This window comes from Klebsiella sp. CN_Kp100, from assembly GCF_040065315.1.
GTDB classification, from domain to species: Bacteria; Pseudomonadota; Gammaproteobacteria; order Enterobacterales; family Enterobacteriaceae; genus Klebsiella; species Klebsiella oxytoca.
This window is the reverse complement of record NZ_JBEAIJ010000031.1, coordinates 57,519-78,876: the sequence shown is the minus strand read 5'-3', so window position 1 is coordinate 78,876 and position 21,358 is coordinate 57,519. Positions and strand designations below refer to the sequence as shown.

Below are 21,358 nucleotides of genomic sequence, written 5' to 3'. Positions count from 1 at the left end.
AGCATATCAATGCTGCGCGCCGCAGCATTTTTTATATTTACGCCCGCTGCCGCAGGGGCAAGGGTCGTTGCGGGAAGCCGTTTTCGGCTGCTGCTCTTCTTGCGCCAGCCACTGCATCATGGCCGGGAGCGGATAGCCGTTTTCCAGAAGCTGCCGCCAGACGTTCATATACGGCGTCACGTGTTTGAAAAAGTGCTGGTAGCCTGCGCACAGGTAGCTATGGCCGGGGCGACCGCTCGGGGAAACGGCGAAGCGATGTTTCGGACAACCGCCGTGGCAGGCAAAGCGAAACTCGCAGCTGCGGCAATCCGCCGTTAGCGTCTCTTGTTTTGCCTGACCAAAAGCGATGGCCTGCTCGCTATTATTCAGCTCGCGGATGCTCTGCTGATGAATATTACCCAGCTTATGCTCCGGATAAACAAAGTGATCGCAGTTATACAGATCGCCGTTCGATTCCAGCGCAAAAGCGTGCCCGCAGGTTGGCGAATGTACGCAAAGCACCGGCGGCTGACCGGTCCATGCCGCCAGGGCAACGTCAAACATCTGCACGTAGACGCGATCGACGTCGCGACGCACCCAGATATCGAAAATTTGGTTAAGAAACTCGCCGAACTGCCAGGAGGGTACCGTCCAGGGCGCCAGCCGCGCCGCGCTCTCACCCGGGAGCACCAGCTGGAGCGGCGCCGAGGCGTCGCTGCTCATCCGTTCGACCAGCGGGATAAACTGCATATAGCGCGAACCGGCCGCCAGCAGGAAATCATACACTTCACGGGCATGATCGACGTTATGCTTGCCGACGACGGTCAGGGTATTGAACTCGACGTTATGCGCCTTCAGCAGCGCCATCGCCGCAACAACCTTTTCGTGGGTACCCTTTCCGGCGCGGTTAACGCGGTACTGGTTATGCAGATGCGCCGGGCCGTCTATCGACAAACCCACCAGAAAACCCTGTTCGGCAAAAAAACGCGCCCACTCTTCGTCCACCAGGACGCCGTTAGTTTGCAGCGCATGTTCTATCTTCTTACCGTTGGCGTACTGGCCGCACAGCTCAACGACCCGGCGAAAGAACGGCAGCCCCATCATGGTCGGCTCGCCGCCCTGCCAGGCAAAGGCCACCGCATCGCCGGACTGGGCGGCAATATGCTGGCGAATATAATTTTCCAGCGTCTCATCGGACATGCGCCAGTTTTTATTCCGTTCCGGATAAAGCGCTTCTTTTTCCAGATAAAAGCAGTAGGTGCAATCGATGTTACACACCGAGCCGCTCGGCTTTGCCATCACGTGGCAGCCATGAATCATGCTAATTTCCCCAGATTTGATGGCCCGGTAAATGCTGCCATTAACTGTTCTCTACAATGTACTGATAGCAGCTGGCGATATGGCGGGCGATGGTATATTCCACCAGCTCGCCGCGATCGTTAAATCCCTGGCGAGTCTTCACCAGCAGCGGCTCGCCTGCGGCAACCTGCAGAATGTCGCAGTCCTGGGCCGTCGGCAGCTCGGCGGTAATGGTGTCTTTATAGCTGTCAATATTCTCGCCGCGCTGTTCCAGCGCACTATACAAACCTTCTTTAAACGCGTCTAAAGTCAGCTCGCCCAGACGCGGCGTCAGCCAGATATAGTTTACCTGCGCGGGCAGTTCATTTTGTCGATAGATCGTGCGGGTGAGACGCTGAATTTTCTTCCCCGCCGGGAGAGCGAAGGCCTGCGCCACTTCCGCCGGCGGCAACAGCTGCTCGAGTGTCAGATTATGTCGCGAAATAGAGTGCTGCTGCTGGCCATCAACCAGCCGGATACGGGTTTTGACGCCCTGTTTCTCTGAGGTGCTGATAACCATAGTACCGATTCCAGCCTGGCGTTTTACCAGCCCTTTCGCGGCCAGCTCGGCCAGCGCGCGCCGGGCGGTGATGCGGCTGACGCCGAACAGCTCTTCAAACTCGGCTTCGGTCGGCAGGACATCATTCTTTTTGTAGGCCCCGGTTCTCAGCTTTTCCAGCAGGATATCGTGAAGCTGGGCGTACAATGGTTTCGCGCCGCGAGAATAGTCCAGTTCTTCTTTCATTAACTTCGCACTCCTGTTCCCCGGCCGCAGCCGGGGGTACCCCTTAATCAAGTCGCATTTCTAACGCCATCTTATAGTACACGCTCTGATGCTGCTCCTCCGGAACCTCGTTCTGCACGAAAGCCCACAAATTTTGCCGCGCCCAGTCCGGCTGACAGGCGGCCCGCAGTTTGTCAGCCAGAACATGCTGCCCGCTGCCCTCAAGATGCTGCAGTAGCGCAAACAGGCCGTAGCGCACCTGCGGCGTAAAGGCGGCCAGCTCCGGTAGCAGGTGCGGATCCAACCCCAGCAGCGGGCTTTGCGCATCATCCAGGCCATAGCGCGCGTACAGCTCAGCGGGCGCATCGTTCTCCTTCATCATGCAGATCATCTGCTCCCGCAGCCGCCGCGCCGCGTGTTCATCCCGGCACTGGGTTTGCTGCGTCGGATCGGTGTGTAAATCATATAGTCGATGACCGAAGCGATCGGCGCCGCGGGTCATCACCGACTCAGCGGGAATTTTCATTACCGGACAGCCCTTGGTAAAGCGAAACGGCGGATGCAGCGTCGTTTCGCGCAGCTCCTGCGGCGTGAAGCGACGATTGATACGGGTCGGCATCAGGGTGTATTCGAACAGGCCATCGACGCCTTGCTCAACGGGCGAGCGCATATAGACGTAGCGACCATCGGTAATATTAATATGGCAACCGTGATAGCCAAACAGAGCATAGTCGCGGACCGGGGTATCGTCGCGCAGCGCGGGCAGCAGCGACACGCCCTGCATATCCGCCGGTTTATTCAGGCCAAAACAATCCAGCAGCGTCGCGGCGATATCGATGGTCTGCGCCAGTGCCTGACGAGACTCGCCCGCGCCGCCATACTGCGGATGCCAGATAAACAGCGGAATATTTGCCACTTCGTTATACAGCGGCATAATATTTTTCCCCCACCACTCATGCTCGCCGAGCAAAAAACCGTGGTCGGTGTTGACGATCAGCATCGTGTCGCGCCAGAGATCGTAACGATCCATATAGTCCAGCACCTTACCGACGTACGCATCCACCATCGTCAGCAGCGCCATATAGTATTTCTGGATCATGCTCTTGCGTTCGTCGCTTTCGGTGACGAAGTAGTAAGGCGGCCAGCCGTCGAACTGCGCAGGATCGTCAATGCCGTACATCTTGAGATATTTTTCCGGCACGAAAAACGGCTCATGCGGGTCGAAACACTCCAGCTGCAGAAACCAGTTATCGCTGGCATGGTTGGCGTCGATAAACCCCAGCCCTTTGCCGATCGTCTTCGCCAGATGATGATCCTCTTCGTTCTGCATAAACTGCACGTTGATCTGATGCTGAATCCGGCTGGCGATCCGCCGCTGTTTGATCTCCTCCGGCTCGCCGGATTCGTAGCGATATTGCGGCTTATCCACCACCCCTTTCCAGGCATCGCCCTCCTGACCGCGCACAAACTCGTAGGTGCTGTAGCGAGAGTGATAGGTCGCTCCGCCGTCGCGCCAGTAGTGTTTGTGATCCGTCACCAGGTGGGTGTGAATACCGTTCTTCTTCAGCAGCTCGGGAACCGAATCATCGAACGGCTCGATTGGCGACCAGCCGCGATGTAAAAAGTTATAGCGTCCGGTATGCAGCTCCCGGCGTGCGGGCATGCAGGGCATGCTGCCGACATAGCCGTTGTCAAAACGAACCGTACGCTCCCTCAGCCGCTGGAAATTCGGCGTGATCGCCCTGTCGCTGCCGTAGGCCGACAGCAGGCGCTTATTCAGCGAATCAAACATCAACATTATCGCTTTCATGCTTTACTCCTTCACTCTTGCTTCACGCCGTTTCTTTATCGTAACCGCGTACTTTGCCGACGATATAGGTCAGCACGAAGGCTGCAGCGCAGCCGGTTAACCATGAGATGATGTACTGCAAATATTTGCCGTCGGCGATGAGCGGCAGCGCGGACAGCCCGGCTGCGCCAACGCCGTTGGTTGAGACGCCCAGCAGCACCACCATCATTCCGCCGAAACCAGCGCCGATGGAGCCGGTTATAAAGGCAAATCCTGCCGGAATATTGACGCCGAAAATGGTCGGTTCACCCACCGCCAGAATGGAGGTTGGGATCGCCCCTTTAGCGATTTTCTTCATCATCGGGTCGCGCGTCAGCAACAGTACCGCCGTCGCGGCACCCACCATCCCGGCGTTGGACATAATCTGGATGGCAAAGAGCGGCGCGTGGCCGGTCGCGTTAATCATCTCCAGATGAATAGGGAACAGGCCGTGATGCAGACCAAGCGAAATCAGGAAGGGGAAAAGCGCGGAGAGGACAAACCCAGCCGCAATGCCGCCGGTAGAGAGCAGGCCGTTTAGCCCGTGCAGAATACCGTTAGAAATAACGCCCGCCACGGGCATAATCACCAGCAGCAGCGCCGCTGCCATCACCACCAACACAATAGTTGGCGTGACCACAACATCAACAATATCCGGGACAAAGCGCCGCACCCGTTTTTCCAGCAGGCACATTAGCCAGGCGCAAAGAATGACGCCAATCAGCCCGCCCTGCCCCGGGATCAGCCCCAGCGCGGTAATCTGCGGCACGATGGTGATCGCCCCCAGCAGGCCGCCCATCACCGCGTTTCCGTCAAACTCCTTCGCCGCCGTCACGCCGGTATAAATGGCGAGGAAGCCGAACAGCGCTTTAGAGACGATATCAAGGAACTGGCTGATGCCGAGCATATGCCGTTGATCGAGCACCACCTGGGTAGGCGACAGGTCTCCCGGCGCCGCCACATGATGCGCCAGCGCCCAGGAAGCGGCCGAGTTCACCAGCACGTTATTAATTCCCATCAGGATACCGGCGGCAATCAACGATGGCAGGATCGGCACAAAAATATTGGCAATATGCTTAAGGATAACTTTGGTGCGGGTCTGTTTTTTCGCCTTTTCCCGCGCCAGCTGAGCTTTTTGCTCAACGTTGCTTAACGGAGTAGCGTCCGCAGGCTGGCCCTTAAGCAGATCGTTAATCACATTTGCGACCTTCGACGATTTTCCCGGCCCGACAATAACCTGCAGGGTATCGTCCTCAACGACCCCGAGTACGCCTTCAATGCTTTTAAGCGCGGCGATATTGACTCGTGTTTGATCGCTTATCGTCATTCGTACGCGCGTCATACAGTTGGTCACATGCAGAAAATTAGCTAAGCCGCCACAGTGCCCCACAATCGCGTTTGCCACCTGGTTGTAGTCCATACAGAGGTTCCTTTATTATTTTGCTGGCAATTGTTATAACAATATAATGTTATTATGTTTGTGAGGATCGTCATAAAGGCGCACCAGCGATCGATTTTTGGCAGGGAAGAACAAAAAAGGAGGCCGAAGCCTCCTTGAGCAGAGAGTGGTCAGGATAAGCACATTCGCCGGGTTGCGCTGTGCTTACCCGGGCTACCGGCCCGCAGGCGGCGGCGATCCGTAGCCCCCCATCGGGGGAAAGAGCACTGAGTGGCTCAGGGGTTATTATGCTGTCATCCGGACACCGGAAAGCGTGGTTATACTATGCCTGACGCAGGTTCTGCGCGGCTTTAACCATGTTGGCCAGCGCAGCACGGGTTTCCGCCCAGCCGCGGGTTTTCAGGCCGCAGTCCGGGTTTACCCACAGGCGCTCTGCCGGGATGCGCTGCGCGGCTTTCTTCAGCAGCGCCTCGATCCACTCCACGTCTGGGACGTTCGGCGAGTGAATATCGTACACCCCCGGCCCGATTTCATTCGGATAGTCGAACTCTTCAAACGACTCCAGCAGCTCCATATCAGAGCGCGAGGTTTCGATGGTAATCACGTCCGCATCCAGCGCGGCGATAGAGTCCATGATGTCGTTGAACTCGCAATAGCACATATGGGTATGGATCTGGGTGTCATCTTTCGCCACCGCGGCATTGATGCGAAAAGCTTCCACACCCCACGCCAGATAGTCCTCCCAGTCGCTACGTTTCAGCGGTAGCCCTTCGCGCAGCGCCGGTTCGTCAATCTGGATGATGCCGATACCAGCGGCTTCCAGATCCGCCACTTCGTCGCGCAGCGCCAGGGCAATCTGTTTCGCAATCGTTTCACGGCTGACGTCCTCGCGCGGGAAGGACCAGCAAAGAATGGTCACAGGACCGGTCAGCATGCCTTTTACCGGTTTGTCGGTCAGCGACTGTGCGTATTTTGCCCACTCGACGGTGATCGCCTCCGGACGGCTGACGTCGCCAATCACCACCGGCGGCTTAACGCAGCGGGAACCGTAGCTCTGTACCCAGCCGTTCTGGGTGAAGATAAAGCCGTCCAGATGTTCGCCAAAATATTCCACCATGTCGTTACGTTCGGCCTCACCGTGTACCAGCACGTCCAGCCCCAGCCGCTCCTGCTCGACGATCGCCTGCTTGATGTGTTCAGCGATGCCGGTGCGGTAGCGGTTAGCGTCGAGATGGCCTTTTTTGAAGTCCAGACGCAGGCCGCGGATCTCGGGAGTCTGCGGGAAAGAACCGATGGTGGTGGTCGGCCAGGCCGGTAGCTTAAAGCGGGCGCGCTGCGCTTCGGCGCGAACTTCGTAGCCGCTTTGACGCTGACTGTCCTGAGCGGTTATGGCTGCCAGACGCTTCTCTACCGCCGCGTTATGCACGCGGGTTGAATAGCGACGGGCCCGGATCGGCGCGCTCCAGTCAGCAATCGCAGCGGTGTCGCCGCTGTTCAGCGCATCGCGCAGCAGCGCCAGTTCCTGGCATTTTTGCAGGGCGAAGGCAAACCAGCTCTTCACTTCGGCATCAAGCCGCGTTTCCACGCTCAAATCGATCGGGCTGTGCAGCAGGGAGCAGGAAGAGGCGACCCACAGCTCGCGTTTGCCGACAATCCCTTTAACCTGCGCGTATTTTTCGCTCAGATCGGCGCGCCAGACGTTGCGACCGTTGATCAGGCCCGCGGAGAGCAGCCAGTCGGCAGGCAGGCGCTTATGCAGTTCGGCGACATCATCCTGGCCATGGACCAGATCCACATGCAAACCCTGCACCGGCAGCGCGGTAATGGTGTCGAGGTTATCGGTAATGCCTTCAAAGTAGGTGGTCAACAGTAGCTTAACCTGGCCATTAAGCGCCTCATAAGCCGGTTTGAAAGCGTCCAGCCACGTCTGCGGCAGCTCGAGCACCAGCGCCGGTTCATCAATCTGCACCCACTCAATGCCGCGTTTTGCCAGCTCCGCCAGCACCTGCTGGTAAACCGGCAGAATATCGTGCAGCAGGTTCAGACGATCGAACGACTCGCCTTTCACCTTACCAAGCCACAGATAGGTGACTGGCCCAAGCAGGACGGGCTTCACTTTGTGGCCCAGCGCCAGCGCTTCGTCCACCTCATCCAACAGCTGGTTCCAGCTCAGTTTGAACTGCTGGCCCTTCACGAATTCCGGCACCATGTAGTGGTAGTTGGTGTTAAACCATTTGGTCATTTCCGCCGCCGCGGCCGGTTCGCCGGTCGGCGCACGGCCGCGACCCATGCGAAACAGAGTATCGATATCAACGGAGCCGTCTTTGTTCTGATGACGAGCCGGCACGTTGCCAAGCCACAGGCTGGTGGTCAGAACATGGTCGTACCAGGCGAAATCGCCAACCGGCAGCAGATCAACGCCCGCCTGCTTTTGCTGTTCCCAGTGGCGAGCGCGCAGTTCCCGGCCAACGGCCAGCAGTTCTTCGCGGCTGATATTGCCCGCCCAATAGCTTTCTTGCGCTTTCTTCAGCTCGCGACGCAGGCCAACGCGAGGGAAACCGAGGGTGTGATTAATAATTGTCATTTTTTGAGCCTCATAATTGCAATCCGAAAGATTTCGGATTTAGGGAAGGCGGCAAACTTGCTCATCCCCAGGAGCTTACTGAAGTAAGTGACTGGGGTGAGGAAGTACAGCCAACGCACCATAAATTCGAAAGATAAAGGATTTAGCCGTCCAGATGTTTACACATCCATAATTGGCAGTTACTGTATATTCCTCAAGCGCAAATTATTCATGGCGAAGTGAAGGACTTTCATGATCGAAATTAAACACCTGAAAACGCTCCAGGCGTTGCGGAACAGCGGTTCGCTGGCAGGCGCAGCAGCGGCCCTGCACCAGACTCAATCCGCCTTGTCCCACCAGTTCAGCGATCTGGAACAGCGCCTTGGCTTCCGTCTGTTTGTGCGTAAAAGTCAGCCGCTGCGCTTTACGCCGCAGGGTGAAATCCTGCTCCAGCTGGCCAACCAGGTGCTGCCGCAAATCAGCCGCGCCCTGCAGGATTGCAATGAGCCGCAGCAAACTCGTCTGCGTATCGCCATCGAATGCCATAGCTGTATACAATGGCTCACGCCGGCGCTGGAGAGCTTCCGCGCCCGCTGGCCGCATGTGGAAGTGGACTTTCAGTCCGGCGTGATCTTCGACCCGCAGCCGGGCCTGCAGCAGGGTGAGCTGGATCTGGTCATGACCTCCGATATCCTGCCGCGCAGCGGTCTGCACTATTCGCCAATGTTTGATTTCGAAGTGCGTCTGGTGATGGCGCCGGATCATCCGCTGGCGACAAAGACGCGCATTGCGCCTGAGGATTTAGCAACCGAGATGCTGCTGATTTACCCGGTCCAGCGCGCTCGTCTGGATATCTGGCGTCACTTCCTGCAGCCTGCGGGGATCAGCCCGCAGCTGAAGAGCGTCGACAATACGCTGCTGTTAATTCAGATGGTGGCGGCGCGGATGGGCATCGCCGCCCTGCCGCACTGGGTTGTGGAAAGCTTTGAGCGCCAGGGTCTGGTGGTGACCAAAACCCTGGGCGAGGGACTGTGGAGCCGGCTATACGCCGCGGTACGCGACGGCGAACAGCGCCAGCCGGTGACCGAGGCGTTTATTCGCTCAGCGCGGAACCACGCTTGCGACCATTTACCGTTTGTGCGGAGTGCGGAGCGACCCAGCGTCGATGGACCCACAGCGAGGCCAGGATCACCAGAGCTCCCGTAATAAAACTTGGCCAACGGGGCTGCTCCTGCCAGATAGCAAGATTCACCAGCAGCCCGGCAGGTACATGCATATTGTTCATGATGCCGAGCGTACCGGCATCCACCTGGGTGGCGCCGTAGTTCCACATGAAGTAGCCGATCCCCGATGCCGCCACGCCAAGGAACACCAGAATGCCCCACTGTAGAGAGGTTTCCGGCATTTTCTGCGCATTGCCCAGTATCGACCAGGCAACCGCCGCCACCAGAAACGCCCCGACATAGAACCAGGCGAAGGCATTATGCTGCGGCATCGGACGCGTTTCCATCAGGCGCTTGTAGCCCACCATGCCAATCGCGAAGCTGATATTGGAGAGCTGCACCAGGATCAAACCGGTCCAGAAATGATTTGTCACCTGGTCGTAGCGAATAATACCCGCGCCGATCACCGCCAGCAGCGCGCTGCAGGCGTAGCCCAAGCGCAGGCGGCGGCGGCTCATTACATCATAAATCAGCGTGATATAGAGCGGCGTCAGGACGGTAAACAGCAGGAGTTCAGATACCGTCAGGTACAGATAGGCCTGGAAACTCAACATATACATAATGCCGAGCTGCATCGCCCCCACCAGCATATACAGGCCGATGGTGGACAGGCTTTGCCCGCGGGTGCGCAGGAAAGGTAAAAAGACCAGCGCCGCCAGACCAACGCGCGCCAGCACCGCGAAATAACTGTCGACGTGACCTGCAAGGTATTCGCCATAGAGGCTAAAAGAGAAGGCCCACAGAATCGTGGTGATTATCAGTAGCGCCACAATGAATGTCTCATAGAGTAAAGAACACGCATTGTAGCGAAGTGACAGGTTGACAACTGTTTAATTATTACTCAGTCGTCAAGCTTTTTTTTCGTCGAGATAGAGTTTACGCAGATAGTGGGGTACGGCGTCATCAGCGTTGCTGCCGATCACTTCCAGCTCTGGATGCAGGTCCTTCAGCCGCTGGTGCGCGTTGGCCATAATGCAGCCCTTGCCCGCCATCGACAGCATTTCCGCATCGTTCATACCGTCGCCGAAGGCGATACACTCTTTCAGGCTATAGCCGAGCATTTTCGCCACGGCCTCCAGCGCATGCCCTTTCGACACGCCGCCCGCCATCACTTCGAGGCAGGTGACGGTAGAGAAGCTCACGTTCACCCGATCGCCCCAGCGGGCATTGATCGCCTGCTCCAGCGGCAGCAGATGCTCATGCTTATCGCAGGTGAAAAAGACTTTGCTGATCCCTTCCGGATCCAGCTCGCCCGGCTCGTACAGCTTGTAGTTAAACACTGCCTCTTTGAAGAAGCGCATCTCTTCCGGACGGTGGCGGTTCATATACCACTCATCTTCACGATAAACGTTGGTTACGATCGCCGGATCGTTTCGCATCATCTCGAACAGGTCAGCGGCGATATCGCGATCAAGGTTATGAGCGAAGATCTGCTTCCCGTCGCTATCATGTACGCGGGCGCCGTTAGAGGTGATCATATAGGATTTAATGCCGAGATTATCGCGAATTTGCCCAACATCGATGTAGTGGCGGCCGGTCGCGAACACGAAATTGATACCGCGTGCGGTAAGCAGTTTCAGCGTCTCTTTGGCGTAGGGGGTTAAGCAGTGATCGGGAGAAAGCAGCGTGCCATCTAAGTCAGACGCAACAACCTGGTACATAAAAATTTTAACCTCTAAACAGGGCGACGAGCGTTTCGCCGGATTAAGTATGTCGAGCAAAAAAATCGACGATAGCGTTTAGCGCGACCGAGCGCATGGCGTCCTTTTCAAAAAGGATCTCATGGTATGCCCCTTCTATGACAAACGGCTTATTCCCTTCGCAGGGATGGCCGCCTGCGGCGCGAAGTTCACAGTAGCGATCGTGCATACGGTTATCGACTACTCGCTCTTCTTCCGCCTGGAGCAATAATGTTGGCGTAACGTCTTTTTCCGCGCCGGCCAGCACCTCTTCGCCCGCAAGGATCCCCTCGCGCACCCAATGGAACGTTGGCCCGCCGACCCGCAGCTGCGGCTCATCGGCGTAAAAACGCAGGTTGCGACGATAGCGTTGACGGCTGTGCGTCAGTACGTTGACCGCAAAGGGCAGCGCTCGCCAGCGGCCGGTACCGAGGGCATACTCTTCACGAATGCGCTGATGGCCCTCAGCCCAATCGAGAATGTGGCGCACCATCCAGTCAGGCAGGCGCATAACAATGCCGAACATCGGCGCGCAGAGCGCCATCGCGTCGCAATGCTGGTGGTGGCGCTGCAAAAATAGCGTCGCAATAGCGCCACCCATGGAATGGGCAAGAATAAACCGTTTCCGCCAGTGCCCCGGCACGACATGTTGTTGCCAGAAAGCGGCGAGATCGTCAACGTAATCGCTGAAATTTACGACGTGCCCGCGGTGGGTATCGGAAAGCATGCGCCCGGAACGCCCCTGGCCGCGATGATCGATAATCATCACGTCAAAGCCGCTGCGGAAAAGATCGTAAGCCAGTTCGGCGTACTTAACGTAGCTTTCAATACGACCCGGACAGATCACCACGACCCGGTCGTGACTTTTGGCGCAGAAGCGCACAAAGCGCACCGGAACGTCATCCACGCCCGTAAATTCAGCCTCTTCCCGCTGACGCCAGAAATCGGTTAGTGGCCCCATGGTAAAAGCCGCAAACGCGTTTTCTCGCGTTTCCCAGTCCTTTTGCTGCAAAAACATCGGGCTTACACCCCTGATAACCGCTGAAAATCGTTTTTTTGTCGTGCATCACACAATGCTTACACAATAGCGTATTGTGGCATAAAAACAGACAATCAGGGAGTTTCTCATGACGTTCGAGTGGTGGTTTGCCTATCTGCTAACATCTATTATTCTCAGCCTGTCGCCGGGCTCCGGGGCAATAAATACCATGACCACCTCTATTAACCACGGCTATCGCGGCGCGGCGGCCTCTATTGCCGGGCTACAGACCGGGCTCGGCATTCACATCGTGCTGGTCGGCGTCGGCCTGGGGACGCTCTTCTCTCGATCGCTGTTAGCTTTTGAAATCCTGAAATGGGCGGGCGCCGCTTATCTTATCTGGCTCGGCATTCAGCAGTGGCGAGCCGCAGGCTCTCTCGATCTGAATACCCTTGCGAAAGCGCAGACCCGCGGCAAACTCTTTAAGCGCGCGGTATTCGTGAATCTGACCAATCCGAAAAGCATCGTATTTCTCGCCGCGCTCTTCCCGCAGTTTATCGTGCCGCACCAGCCTCAGGTAATGCAGTATCTGGTACTTGGCGTTACCACTATTGTGGTCGATATTATCGTCATGATTGGCTACGCCACGCTGGCCCAGCGTATCGCTGCATGGATCAAGGGGCCAAAACAGATGAAGGCGCTGAATAAGGTCTTTGGTTCGCTGTTTATGCTGGTCGGCGCCCTGCTGGCCTCCGCCCGCCACGCGTGATGTATAGATAAACAAAAATTACCGTACTGATAAAATATATGGCCCAGGCGGGAGAAGAGCAGGATGTTCGGCCGCTATTCTATGAGCTGGCACAGCGGGTGCCGCAACATGGAGGTGTACTGATGACTCTGGCAGAAAAGTGGCTTGAGGAAGGCATAAAAGAGGGCAAACGCGCTGCGCTACTTAACGTCGCAAAGGCCATGCTCGAGCGGGGTATTGATACTACTGCGGTGATGGAAATGACCGGTCTCACGTCCGACGATTTGCAGCAGCTCCATCATTAATACCCGACCCGCCCATAACCTCCTGGGCGGGACGCAGAAGGGTTAGCGTGAAATAATCAGATGAATACCGAAGCCGGCGAATAGCGTACCGGCGATGCCGTCGATCCACTTCGCCATCCGCTGATAGCCACGGCGCATGCCCGGCAGGGCGAACAGGCTGGCAACCACCGTGAACCAGGCCAGCGTCTCCAGTACGATCAGCAGAAAAATCCCCCAGCGCGCGCCAGAACTGACGCTATCGCCGACGAACAGCGAGAACACGGAGCCGAAATAGATAATCGCTTTTGGGTTCGCCAGATTAGTCAGCAGCCCTTTCAGAAAGCTCCGGCCGCTGCGCGCCAGCTCAACCTGAGGCTCTACCGCTGCCGCCGCTTCGCCTTTTTTCAGCGCGCCACGCAGCATCTGGAAGCCCATCCAGCACAGATACAGGCCGCCGCCGACCATAATAATGGTATGCAGCCAGGCCATCCTCTCGATAATCAGGTTCAGGCCGAGCAGCGCTACGCCCGCCCATACCATTACCCCGCAGGTGATACCCAGCACGCCCATCATCGCCTCCTTACGAGAGCGGCTAACGGCGGTTTGCGAAACAAAGAAAAAGTCCGGGCCAGGACTCATCAGCGCAATGATATGCACCAGCGCGACGGTGAAGAAAAGCGTCAACATAATTAACTCGCAGGAAAATAGTCAGGACGAAAACTATATTTGCACTTTTTCGTCCGGCTGACTACTCATCATCGCCATCCACGTGCGCGCGGATCAGGGCCATAAACTCTTTACCAAAACGCTCGAGCTTACGCGTGCCGACGCCGTTGACGCTAAGCATCTCGCCGGCCGTCAGCGGCGTTTGCTCAGCCATTTCAATCAGTGTTGCATCGTTAAACACGACGTAGGGTGGGATATTCTCTTCGTCGGCAATCGCCTTACGCAGTTTGCGCAGCTTGGCAAAAAGCTTACGATCGTAATTGCCGCCAAAGGATTTCTGCATCGCTTTTGGCTTCAGCGCCACAATACGCGGCACGGCAAGCTGTAGCGTCACGTCGCCGCGCAGAACCGGACGCGCGGCCTCGGTAAGCTGTAGCGCAGAGTGCTGGGCAATATTCTGCGTGACCAGGCCTAAATGGATCAGCTGGCGGATCACGCTAACCCAATGCTCATGGCTCTGCTCGCGCCCAATGCCGTATACCGGCAGCTTATCATGCCCCATATCGCGAATACGCTGGTTATTGGCGCCGCGCAGCACTTCCACCACGTAGCCCATACCAAAGCGCTGGTTGACGCGGTAAATCGTCGACAGCGCCTTCCGCGCGTCCATTAAACCGTCGTACTGTTTCGGCGGGTCGAGGCAGATATCACAGTTGCCGCACGGCTCCTGGCGCCCCTCGCCAAAGTAGTTGAGCAACACCAGGCGGCGGCAGGTTTGCGCTTCGGCAAAAGCCCCCATCGCGTTGAGCTTATGGCGTTCAATGTCCTGCAGCGGCCCGGCGGGTTTCTCCTCAAGGCAGCGCCTGAGCCACGCCATATCCGCCGGATCGTAAAACAGCATCGCCTCGGCAGGCAGCCCATCGCGCCCGGCGCGGCCGGTCTCCTGATAATAGGACTCAATATTGCGGGGGATATCGAAATGCACCACAAAACGGACGTTCGGTTTGTTGATCCCCATCCCGAAGGCCACCGTGGCCACCACGATTTGCAGGTCGTCGCGCTGGAATTTCTCCTGTACGTCGGCGCGGATATGATTTTCCAGGCCGGCGTGATAGGCCGCCGCGCTGATGCCGCGACTTTGCAGGCGTGCGGCGGTATCCTCCACTTTCGACCGGCTATTGCAGTAGATAATGCCTGATTTGCCGCGCTGATCCTGCACGTAGCGCATCAGCTGATCCAGCGGCTTAAACTTCTCCATCAGCATGTAGCGGATATTGGGTCGGTCGAAGCTGCTGACCTGGATAAGCGGGTCGTTCAGGCCCAGCAGGCGAACAATGTCGCGACGCGTGGTGTCATCGGCGGTGGCGGTCAGCGCCATAAACGGGATTTGCGGTATCCGCTGGCGCAGCTGCCCTAACGCAGCGTATTCCGGACGGAAATCATGGCCCCACTGGGAAATACAGTGCGCCTCATCCACCGCCACCATCGACAGATTCCAGTGCGTAAGATGCTCGAGGAAGTTATCCAGCATCAGGCGCTCCGGGGCGATATACAGCAGGCGAATCTGCCCGCTGCGGCAGCCGGCCATCACCTCCTGCTGCTGCTCCCGGCTCTGGGTTGAATTCAGGCACGCCGCCGCCACGCCGTTAGCCAGCAGCTGATCGACCTGATCCTTCATCAAGGAGATGAGCGGCGAGACCACGACGGTCAGACCGCCCAGCACCAGCGCCGGCACCTGATAACACAGCGACTTGCCGCCGCCGGTCGGCATCACCACCAGGCAATCGCGCCCGGCCAGTGCCGTATCGATAATGGTTTCCTGGCCCGGGCGAAACTGCTGGTAGCCGAAGGTCTCTTGTAAAACCTGCTTAGCCAGCGATTCCTGATTCAATACTTCCGCCTGCGCCACGTTGACCCCATATGCCTGAAAAGAAAACAGGCGCTATTTTCAGCGCCTGAGAGCCAGAGTGCAACGATTAAAACAGATCGTTGAGCATCAGCCCGACGCCGACGCGGGTTTGATTAAAGTTATAATCGATAAGCGACTCGCCATAACCGCTATAGACCTGAGTATAGACGCGCACGTGTTTGGTGATCGGATAGCTTACCCCAAGCTCGGCGCCGCCGTAGCCGGTATTCCAGTTATATTGCCCCTGAGCGCTGAGAATAGCGTCGCCCAGCTGGTAGCCCACTTTCAGCCGGTAATAACCCATATATTTGGTGATATCCGGGTTATCGTCGGTGCTGCCAATCACGTACCAGGGCTTCACCTCGACCAGCCAGTTGCCATTTTGCGCCATCAGTCGGGTATAGAGGCGATTCCAGCTGCGGGAAGTGGGATCGGAACGGCCGTTAGAGTCGTGGTTATAACCCATTTCAACGTCGCGCAGCGTCCAGCCGGCAAATGAGTAATCGGTCGCAAACCCGAGGAACAGCTGCGGCTCGTAGTTGGTTTCGCGAAACGGCGCGGACTCTTTGCTGTTGGAGAGCTGCCACCAGGATTTTTGCGTATAAGAAGCGCCCAGCAGCGAATTCTCGCCCAAAATCCCGCGCCATAATGGAAACGCCAGGCTAAGCTGGAACTTCACTTCGTCTTTACGCGCGTTTTCAGCCCAGTCGTAGCTGCGAATCGCTTCTTTATTGAGATCGCTGGTCCATGTATAGAGCAGATAGTTGCTCTCGTAGGGATAGAGCAGGAAGGGATTATCATGGTCCTGTAACAGGTTGGCGATAATACTCCCGCGAACGGCCGGAGTGTCGTGGACCTGTTTATTCACCGGCGCGTCCTGCGCCAGAACGCCGGCCGGAAGCGCAACAAGCGCCAGCAGGCAGGCCAAAGAGATACGCATTGCTGTTCTCCTGGATGGATATTTATTATTTCTGTTTAACCCAGGCAGCATTCTACCTATTTATACGTCTTCTGACCTGTTATCCGTTCTTAAAGTAGAAATCAATATTTTAGAAGCATAAAATCAACATTTCATTAACCTATGGAAATGTTGTTATGTCTGAACTGACCGCCGCCGCCGCCCTGAAGCTGGTGGGAGAAATCTTCGTCTACCACATGCCCTTTAATCGCGCCTTAGGGCTGGAGCTGGAGCGCTATGAAAAAGAGTTCGCCCAGCTGAGTTTCAACAACCAACCAATGATGGTCGGCAACTGGGCGCAGAGTATTTTACATGGCGGAGTGATTGCCTCAGCGCTGGACGTCGCGGCGGGGCTGGTATGCGTCGGCAGCACCCTGACTCGCCACGACACCATCAATGAAGAAGAGCTGCGCCAGCGCCTGTCGCGGATGGGCACCATCGATCTGCGCGTCGACTACCTGCGTCCGGGTCGTGGGGAGCGCTTTACCGCCACCAGCAGCCTGCTGCGCGCCGGTAACAAGGTGGCGGTGGCCCGCGTCGAACTGCATAACGAAGAGCAGGTGTATATCGCCAGCGCTACGGCGACGTATATGGTGGGTTGATCGGCTTAAATCGAGTAACATCATTCTCTTTGGCAATGGATTTGTACCGATGGACGCTAAACAAACGCGGGTGGGGGTTCTCCTGGCCCTGGCCGCCTATTTTATCTGGGGTATCGCGCCAGCGTACTTCAAGCTTATCTACTATGTTCCCGCCGATGAAATTCTGACTCACCGCGTGATCTGGTCCTTCTTCTTTATGGTCGCGCTAATCAGCATCAGTCGTCAGTGGCCGCAGGTCAAAAGGCTACTGAAAACGCCGAAGAAGGTGTTTCTGCTGGCCCTGTCTGCCGTGCTGGTGGGCGGTAACTGGCTGCTATTTATCTGGGCGGTCAATAACCATCATATGCTGGAAGCCAGCCTGGGCTACTTTATCAACCCGCTGGTGAATATTCTGCTGGGGATGATCTTCCTCGGGGAGCGTTTTCGTCGGATGCAGTGGCTGGCGGTGCTGCTGGCCGCCTGCGGCGTTCTGGTGCAGCTCTGGACTTTTGGCTCGTTGCCGATTATCGCGCTGGGCCTGGCGTTCAGCTTCGCTTTTTATGGTCTGCTACGTAAAAAGATCGCCGTGGATGCACAAACCGGCATGCTGTTTGAAACGCTCTGGCTGCTGCCGGTCGCCGCGATTTATCTGTTTGGTATAGCCGATAGCCCGACCAGCCATATGGGGCAGAACCCGTGGTCGCTGAACCTGCTGCTGATGGCGGCGGGCGTGGTCACCACTATTCCGCTGCTGTGCTTTACCGGCGCGGCGACCCGTCTGCGCCTTTCTACGCTGGGCTTCTTCCAGTATATCGGCCCAACGCTGATGTTCCTGCTGGCGGTGACCTTCTACGGCGAGGTGCCGGGCGCGGATAAGATGGTGACCTTTGCTTTTATCTGGGTGGCGCTGGCGATTTTCGTAATGGATGCCGTTTACACAATACGTCGTACGCGTAGGGCATAAAGCCAGACCGGTACGCAAAAAAGGAGCCGAAGCTCCTTTTTTTACAGCCAGTTCTTGCGCTTAAAGTACAGATAGGGCGCCAGGCCAGCGAGCATCATAAAGACAATCGCGCCGGGATAGCCAAAGCTCCAGTGCAGCTCAGGCATAAACTCAAAGTTCATGCCATAGCTGGAAGCCACCAGGGTCGGCGGCAGGAAGACGACGGAGACGACCGAGAAGATCTTGATGATGCGGTTCTGCTCAATGTTGATAAAGCCCATCGCCGCCTGCATCAGGAAGTTGACCTTCTGGAACAGCGATTCATTGTGCGGCAGCAGGGATTCGATATCTCGCAGGATTTCGCGCGCCTGCTCCAGCTGCCCTGCCGGCAGACGGGCCTTGCGTACGAGGAAGTTCAGCGCGCGCTGGGTATCCATCAGACACAGGCGGACTTTCCAGCCGATATCTTCCTGTTCCGCCAGCGTAGAGAGCGCCTCGTCGTAATCATCGCCCTGACGACCTTCCATAATCACCCGGCTAAGCTTTTCCAGATCGCTGTAGATGTTTTCGATTTCATCCGCCAGCTGCTCGATTTTGGTTTCGAACAGATCCAGCAGCAGCTCGTAGGCGTTGCCGTCCACCATCGACTGGTTGCGGGCGCGCATGCGATACAGGCGGAAAGCGGGCAGCTCCCGCTCGCGCAGGGTGAACAGACGGCCTTCGCGGATAGTAAACGCCACGGTAGAGTTACCGGCGTGATCCTCAGCATCTTCAAAAAAGAAAAATGAGTGGATATGCAGACCGTCTTCATCCTCAAAGAAACGCGCTGACGCTTCGATGTCTTCCAGCTCCGGGCGCGTCGCCAGGTTCTGGCCCAATTCCGTTTGCACACGGCTTCGTTCATCGTCGTCAGGCTCGACCAGATCGACCCACACCGAACTGGCGAGGTGCTTGATCTCGTCGGCTTCCAGACGCGTTAAACGATTGTTTTCCAGTTGAAATGCGCTCAGCATGACCGGGACTCCCAATGCAAAAAATTATCGGACAGTTCGGTGGGCACACAGAAACAATTTGGGTTTCAGACCATTAAGCCTGACTCAGAGCGACGGGAATAGAACGGGTCGCCGACAACCGCTAAGGCTATCAGCATAAGAGGATAGCCTTAGGAGTTGTTCCTGATGGGCAGGAAATTGAGCCAGCATCTACTGGGTGTGTCCAAGGCGAATGTCCTCTTAGCGTAATCGTGCGCGCATGTTACGCCAGCGCAAAAACGGCGTCAACACGCAACGGAACGCTAAAGAGCAAATCAAGCTCCTTAACGTATAAAGGTAGCAGAATATTACAAAATAATGATATTTTTCTTACTGTTACACTGTTTCCAGCCGGGCGTACGCCGCGACCAGCCATTTGATCCCCTGCCCCTGAAAGGCAACCTGCAGGCGACTGTGTTCGCCGCTGCCTTCGAGGTTCACAATGGTGCCTTCACCGAATTTGGCGTGGCGGACGCGCTGGCCCAGCTTATAGCCGGTGTCGTTTTCCGCCATCGGCGTCCCCATGCGCTGATGGCTGACCGGCCGGCTCACCGTGGCGCGCAGCCGCACCTCTTCCACGCACGACTCCGGCAGCTCGCCGATAAAGCGCGAGGGGCGATGATAAACCTCTTTGCCGTACAGGCGACGGGTTTCCGCGTAGGTCAGCGTGAGTTTTTGCATGGCACGAGTCACGCCGACGTAGGCCAGGCGGCGTTCTTCTTCCAGGCGGCCGCCCTCATCAAGCGCCATCTGGCTCGGGAACATCCCTTCTTCCACGCCAACGATAAATACCTGCGGAAACTCCAGCCCTTTCGCCGAGTGCAGGGTCATCAGCTGTACCGCATCCTGCCAGGTGTCCGCCTGCCCTTCTCCCGCTTCCAGCGCCGCATGCGAGAGGAACGCCTGCAGCGGCATTAAATCTTCATCTTCTTCGTTGTAGCTAAACTGGCGCGTCGCCGTCACCAGCTCCTCTAAGTTTTCGATACGCGTCTGGCCCTTCTCGCCTTTCTCCTGCTCGTACATCATGCGCAGGCCGGAATCTTTAATGACCCGGTCGGTCTGCACGTGCAGCGGCATGTCGGCTGTCTCCTGCGCCATGGCGTCAATAAGCTCCATAAAACGCTGCAGAGCGCTGGCAGCGCGCCCGGCGAGAACTTTCTCTTTTAACAGCTCGCGACAGGCCTGCCACAGCGTCAGCTGCCGGTCGCGCGAGGTCTGGCGCACCACGTCCAGCGTGCGATCGCCAATGCCGCGCGTCGGGGTATTGACCACGCGCTCAAACGCCGCATCGTCGTTACGGTTGGCAATCAGGCGCAGATAGGAGAGCGCATCTTTGATCTCCTGACGTTCGAAGAAGCGCATGCCGCCATAAATACGATAAGGCATGCTGGCCTGCAGCAGCGCCTCTTCCAGCACTCGCGACTGGGCGTTGCTGCGATACAAGATCGCGCACTGCTCCAGCGCCCCGCCGTTTTCCTGCCAGGTTTTGATACGATTGACGACAAAACGCGCCTCATCAAGATCGTTAAACGCGCAGTAGAGCGAAATCGGCTCGCCGTCGGCGCCGTCGGTCCACAGCTTTTTCCCCAGCCGTCCGCTGTTGTTCTCAATCAGGGCGTTCGCCGCGCTGAGGATATTGCTGGTCGAGCGATAGTTCTGCTCCAGACGGATAGTTTCCGCGCCGGGGAAGTCATTGAGGAAGCGCTGGATGTTTTCTACCTGCGCGCCGCGCCAGCCGTAAATCGACTGATCGTCATCGCCAACGATCATTACCTTACCGGTATCGCCCGCCAGCAGTCGGATCCACGCGTACTGAATATTGTTGGTATCCTGGAATTCATCCACCAGGATATTGGTAAAGCGCTCGCGGTAGTGCTGAAGGATATGCGGCTTGTTAAGCCACAGCTCGTGGGCGCGCAGCAGCAGCTCGGCGAAGTCCACCAGCCCCGCGCGATCGCAGGCTTCCTGATAGGCCTGGTAAACCTTCTGCCAGGTCTGCTCAACCGGATTACCGTAGCTCTGAATATGATGCGGGCGCAGCCCTTCATCTTTCTGGCCGTTGATGTACCACATCGCCTGCCGCGGCGGCCACTGCTTCTCATCGAGATTCATCGCCTTAATCAGGCGCTTAAGCAGGCGCAGCTGATCTTCGCTGTCGAGGATCTGGAAGTCCTGCGGCAGCCCGGCGTCAAGGTGATGAGCGCGCAGCAGACGGTGCGCCAGACCATGGAAAGTGCCGACCCACATACCGCCCTGAGTGGTGCCCATCAGTTGACCAATACGATGACGCATTTCCGCCGCCGCTTTGTTGGTAAAGGTCACCGCCATGATGGAGTAAGGGGAACAGTTCTCAACGCTCAGCAGCCAGGCGATGCGGTGTACCAGGACGCGCGTCTTGCCGCTGCCCGCTCCTGCCAGAACCAGCATATTAGTACGTGATGCCGCAACGGCTTCACGCTGTTTGTCATTGAGGCTGTCGAGCAGGTAAGAAACGTCCATTGGCACCGCCGGAAATGAGGCGCCCGG

At 57.1% G+C, this 21,358-nt stretch carries 17 protein-coding genes and 1 pseudogene; 5 read left to right on the top strand and 13 right to left on the bottom strand.

What is annotated here, in order from left to right:
- Positions 1-6 precede the first annotated feature (6 nt).
- The 5 genes from ABLV12_RS10695 to metE form a co-directional block, all read right to left on the bottom strand.
- On the bottom strand, positions 7-1,299 hold the full coding sequence (locus ABLV12_RS10695) for an anaerobic sulfatase maturase (protein ID WP_348867031.1): 1,293 nt from the start codon (positions 1,297-1,299) through the stop codon (positions 7-9).
- A 40-nt stretch (positions 1,300-1,339) separates the two neighbouring features.
- Entirely contained in the window at positions 1,340-2,062 is a 723-nt protein-coding gene (locus tag ABLV12_RS10690) for a GntR family transcriptional regulator (RefSeq protein WP_289178941.1), read from the bottom strand.
- A gap of 43 nt (positions 2,063-2,105) precedes the next feature.
- On the bottom strand, positions 2,106-3,851 hold the full coding sequence (locus ABLV12_RS10685; RefSeq protein ID WP_023321879.1) for a sulfatase: 1,746 nt from the start codon (positions 3,849-3,851) through the stop codon (positions 2,106-2,108).
- 22 nt (positions 3,852-3,873) lie between these two features.
- A complete protein-coding gene (locus tag ABLV12_RS10680) occupies positions 3,874-5,289 on the bottom strand; it encodes a PTS transporter subunit EIIC (protein ID WP_032729265.1) in 1,416 nt (471 codons plus the stop codon).
- A gap of 301 nt (positions 5,290-5,590) precedes the next feature.
- The gene (gene metE, locus ABLV12_RS10675; protein WP_064398906.1) at positions 5,591-7,852 is read right to left on the bottom strand and encodes a 5-methyltetrahydropteroyltriglutamate--homocysteine S-methyltransferase; all 2,262 of its coding nucleotides are present in this window, start codon (positions 7,850-7,852) and stop codon (positions 5,591-5,593) included.
- Between the two features lie 231 nt (positions 7,853-8,083).
- On the opposite strand from metE, the gene metR reads away from it, so the two are divergent.
- On the top strand, positions 8,084-9,037 hold the full coding sequence (metR, locus tag ABLV12_RS10670; protein ID WP_004107703.1) for an HTH-type transcriptional regulator MetR: 954 nt from the start codon (positions 8,084-8,086) through the stop codon (positions 9,035-9,037).
- Here the strand turns inward: metR and ABLV12_RS10665 are convergent.
- The 3 genes from ABLV12_RS10665 to pldB all read right to left on the bottom strand — a co-directional run bounded on the left by ABLV12_RS10665 (position 8,925) and on the right by pldB (position 11,751).
- Positions 8,925-9,824 carry a carboxylate/amino acid/amine transporter gene (locus ABLV12_RS10665; protein WP_348867030.1) on the bottom strand — a complete coding sequence of 300 codons (900 nt, stop codon included), beginning with the start codon at positions 9,822-9,824 and terminating at the stop codon, positions 8,925-8,927. The genes metR and ABLV12_RS10665 overlap by 113 nt on opposite strands.
- A gap of 78 nt (positions 9,825-9,902) precedes the next feature.
- Entirely contained in the window at positions 9,903-10,715 is an 813-nt protein-coding gene (yigL, locus tag ABLV12_RS10660) for a sugar/pyridoxal phosphate phosphatase YigL (protein ID WP_064398904.1), read from the bottom strand.
- A 43-nt stretch (positions 10,716-10,758) separates the two neighbouring features.
- A complete protein-coding gene (pldB, locus tag ABLV12_RS10655) occupies positions 10,759-11,751 on the bottom strand; it encodes a lysophospholipase L2 (protein ID WP_004107700.1) in 993 nt (330 codons plus the stop codon).
- A 109-nt stretch (positions 11,752-11,860) separates the two neighbouring features.
- On the opposite strand from pldB, the gene rhtB reads away from it, so the two are divergent.
- Positions 11,861-12,481, top strand: coding sequence for a homoserine/homoserine lactone efflux protein (rhtB, locus tag ABLV12_RS10650; protein ID WP_004107699.1), 621 nt, complete (start codon positions 11,861-11,863; stop codon positions 12,479-12,481).
- 14 nt (positions 12,482-12,495) lie between these two features.
- Positions 12,496-12,765 (top strand): annotated as a pseudogene (locus ABLV12_RS10645) (ISNCY family transposase); the annotation flags it as partial.
- A 42-nt stretch (positions 12,766-12,807) separates the two neighbouring features.
- Here the strand turns inward: ABLV12_RS10645 and rhtC are convergent.
- The 3 genes from rhtC to pldA all read right to left on the bottom strand — a co-directional run bounded on the left by rhtC (position 12,808) and on the right by pldA (position 16,259).
- A complete protein-coding gene (gene rhtC, locus ABLV12_RS10640) occupies positions 12,808-13,431 on the bottom strand; it encodes a threonine export protein RhtC (protein WP_064373712.1) in 624 nt (207 codons plus the stop codon).
- Between the two features lie 61 nt (positions 13,432-13,492).
- A complete protein-coding gene (recQ, locus tag ABLV12_RS10635) occupies positions 13,493-15,319 on the bottom strand; it encodes an ATP-dependent DNA helicase RecQ (RefSeq protein WP_016808220.1) in 1,827 nt (608 codons plus the stop codon).
- Positions 15,320-15,386: 67 nt separating this feature from the next.
- Positions 15,387-16,259 carry a phospholipase A gene (pldA, locus tag ABLV12_RS10630; protein ID WP_023321873.1) on the bottom strand — a complete coding sequence of 291 codons (873 nt, stop codon included), beginning with the start codon at positions 16,257-16,259 and terminating at the stop codon, positions 15,387-15,389.
- Between the two features lie 155 nt (positions 16,260-16,414).
- Between pldA and yigI the strand changes: the two genes are divergently transcribed.
- Entirely contained in the window at positions 16,415-16,879 is a 465-nt protein-coding gene (gene yigI / locus ABLV12_RS10625) for an acyl-CoA thioesterase YigI (protein ID WP_004097567.1), read from the top strand.
- 49 nt (positions 16,880-16,928) lie between these two features.
- Positions 16,929-17,822 carry an EamA family transporter RarD gene (rarD, locus tag ABLV12_RS10620; protein WP_004107689.1) on the top strand — a complete coding sequence of 298 codons (894 nt, stop codon included), beginning with the start codon at positions 16,929-16,931 and terminating at the stop codon, positions 17,820-17,822.
- Positions 17,823-17,863: 41 nt separating this feature from the next.
- Here the strand turns inward: rarD and corA are convergent, their stop codons facing one another.
- Both corA and uvrD read right to left on the bottom strand, forming a co-directional pair.
- Positions 17,864-18,814, bottom strand: coding sequence for a magnesium/cobalt transporter CorA (corA, locus tag ABLV12_RS10615; RefSeq protein WP_004107687.1), 951 nt, complete (start codon positions 18,812-18,814; stop codon positions 17,864-17,866).
- Positions 18,815-19,168: 354 nt separating this feature from the next.
- A complete protein-coding gene (uvrD, locus tag ABLV12_RS10610) occupies positions 19,169-21,331 on the bottom strand; it encodes a DNA helicase II (protein ID WP_049127671.1) in 2,163 nt (720 codons plus the stop codon).
- Positions 21,332-21,358: the final 27 nt, after the last annotated feature.

What these genes read in the sequence shown, in the direction of transcription:
- yigI (WP_004097567.1), top strand. Translation starts at nt 16,415, where the DNA reads ATGTCTGAACTGACCGCCGCCGCCGCCCTGAAGCTGGTGGGAGAAATC.
- rhtB (WP_004107699.1), top strand. Translation starts at nt 11,861, where the DNA reads ATGACGTTCGAGTGGTGGTTTGCCTATCTGCTAACATCTATTATTCTC.
- corA (WP_004107687.1), bottom strand. Translation starts at nt 18,814, where the DNA reads ATGCTGAGCGCATTTCAACTGGAAAACAATCGTTTAACGCGTCTGGAA.
- pldB (WP_004107700.1), bottom strand. Translation starts at nt 11,751, where the DNA reads ATGTTTTTGCAGCAAAAGGACTGGGAAACGCGAGAAAACGCGTTTGCG.
- metR (WP_004107703.1), top strand. Translation starts at nt 8,084, where the DNA reads ATGATCGAAATTAAACACCTGAAAACGCTCCAGGCGTTGCGGAACAGC.
- rhtC (WP_064373712.1), bottom strand. Translation starts at nt 13,431, where the DNA reads ATGTTGACGCTTTTCTTCACCGTCGCGCTGGTGCATATCATTGCGCTG.
- ABLV12_RS10695 (WP_348867031.1), bottom strand. Translation starts at nt 1,299, where the DNA reads ATGATTCATGGCTGCCACGTGATGGCAAAGCCGAGCGGCTCGGTGTGT.
- ABLV12_RS10690 (WP_289178941.1), bottom strand. Translation starts at nt 2,062, where the DNA reads ATGAAAGAAGAACTGGACTATTCTCGCGGCGCGAAACCATTGTACGCC.
- pldA (WP_023321873.1), bottom strand. Translation starts at nt 16,259, where the DNA reads ATGCGTATCTCTTTGGCCTGCCTGCTGGCGCTTGTTGCGCTTCCGGCC.
- ABLV12_RS10680 (WP_032729265.1), bottom strand. Translation starts at nt 5,289, where the DNA reads ATGGACTACAACCAGGTGGCAAACGCGATTGTGGGGCACTGTGGCGGC.
- uvrD (WP_049127671.1), bottom strand. Translation starts at nt 21,331, where the DNA reads ATGGACGTTTCTTACCTGCTCGACAGCCTCAATGACAAACAGCGTGAA.
- rarD (WP_004107689.1), top strand. Translation starts at nt 16,929, where the DNA reads ATGGACGCTAAACAAACGCGGGTGGGGGTTCTCCTGGCCCTGGCCGCC.
- metE (WP_064398906.1), bottom strand. Translation starts at nt 7,852, where the DNA reads ATGACAATTATTAATCACACCCTCGGTTTCCCTCGCGTTGGCCTGCGT.
- ABLV12_RS10685 (WP_023321879.1), bottom strand. Translation starts at nt 3,851, where the DNA reads ATGAAAGCGATAATGTTGATGTTTGATTCGCTGAATAAGCGCCTGCTG.
- yigL (WP_064398904.1), bottom strand. Translation starts at nt 10,715, where the DNA reads ATGTACCAGGTTGTTGCGTCTGACTTAGATGGCACGCTGCTTTCTCCC.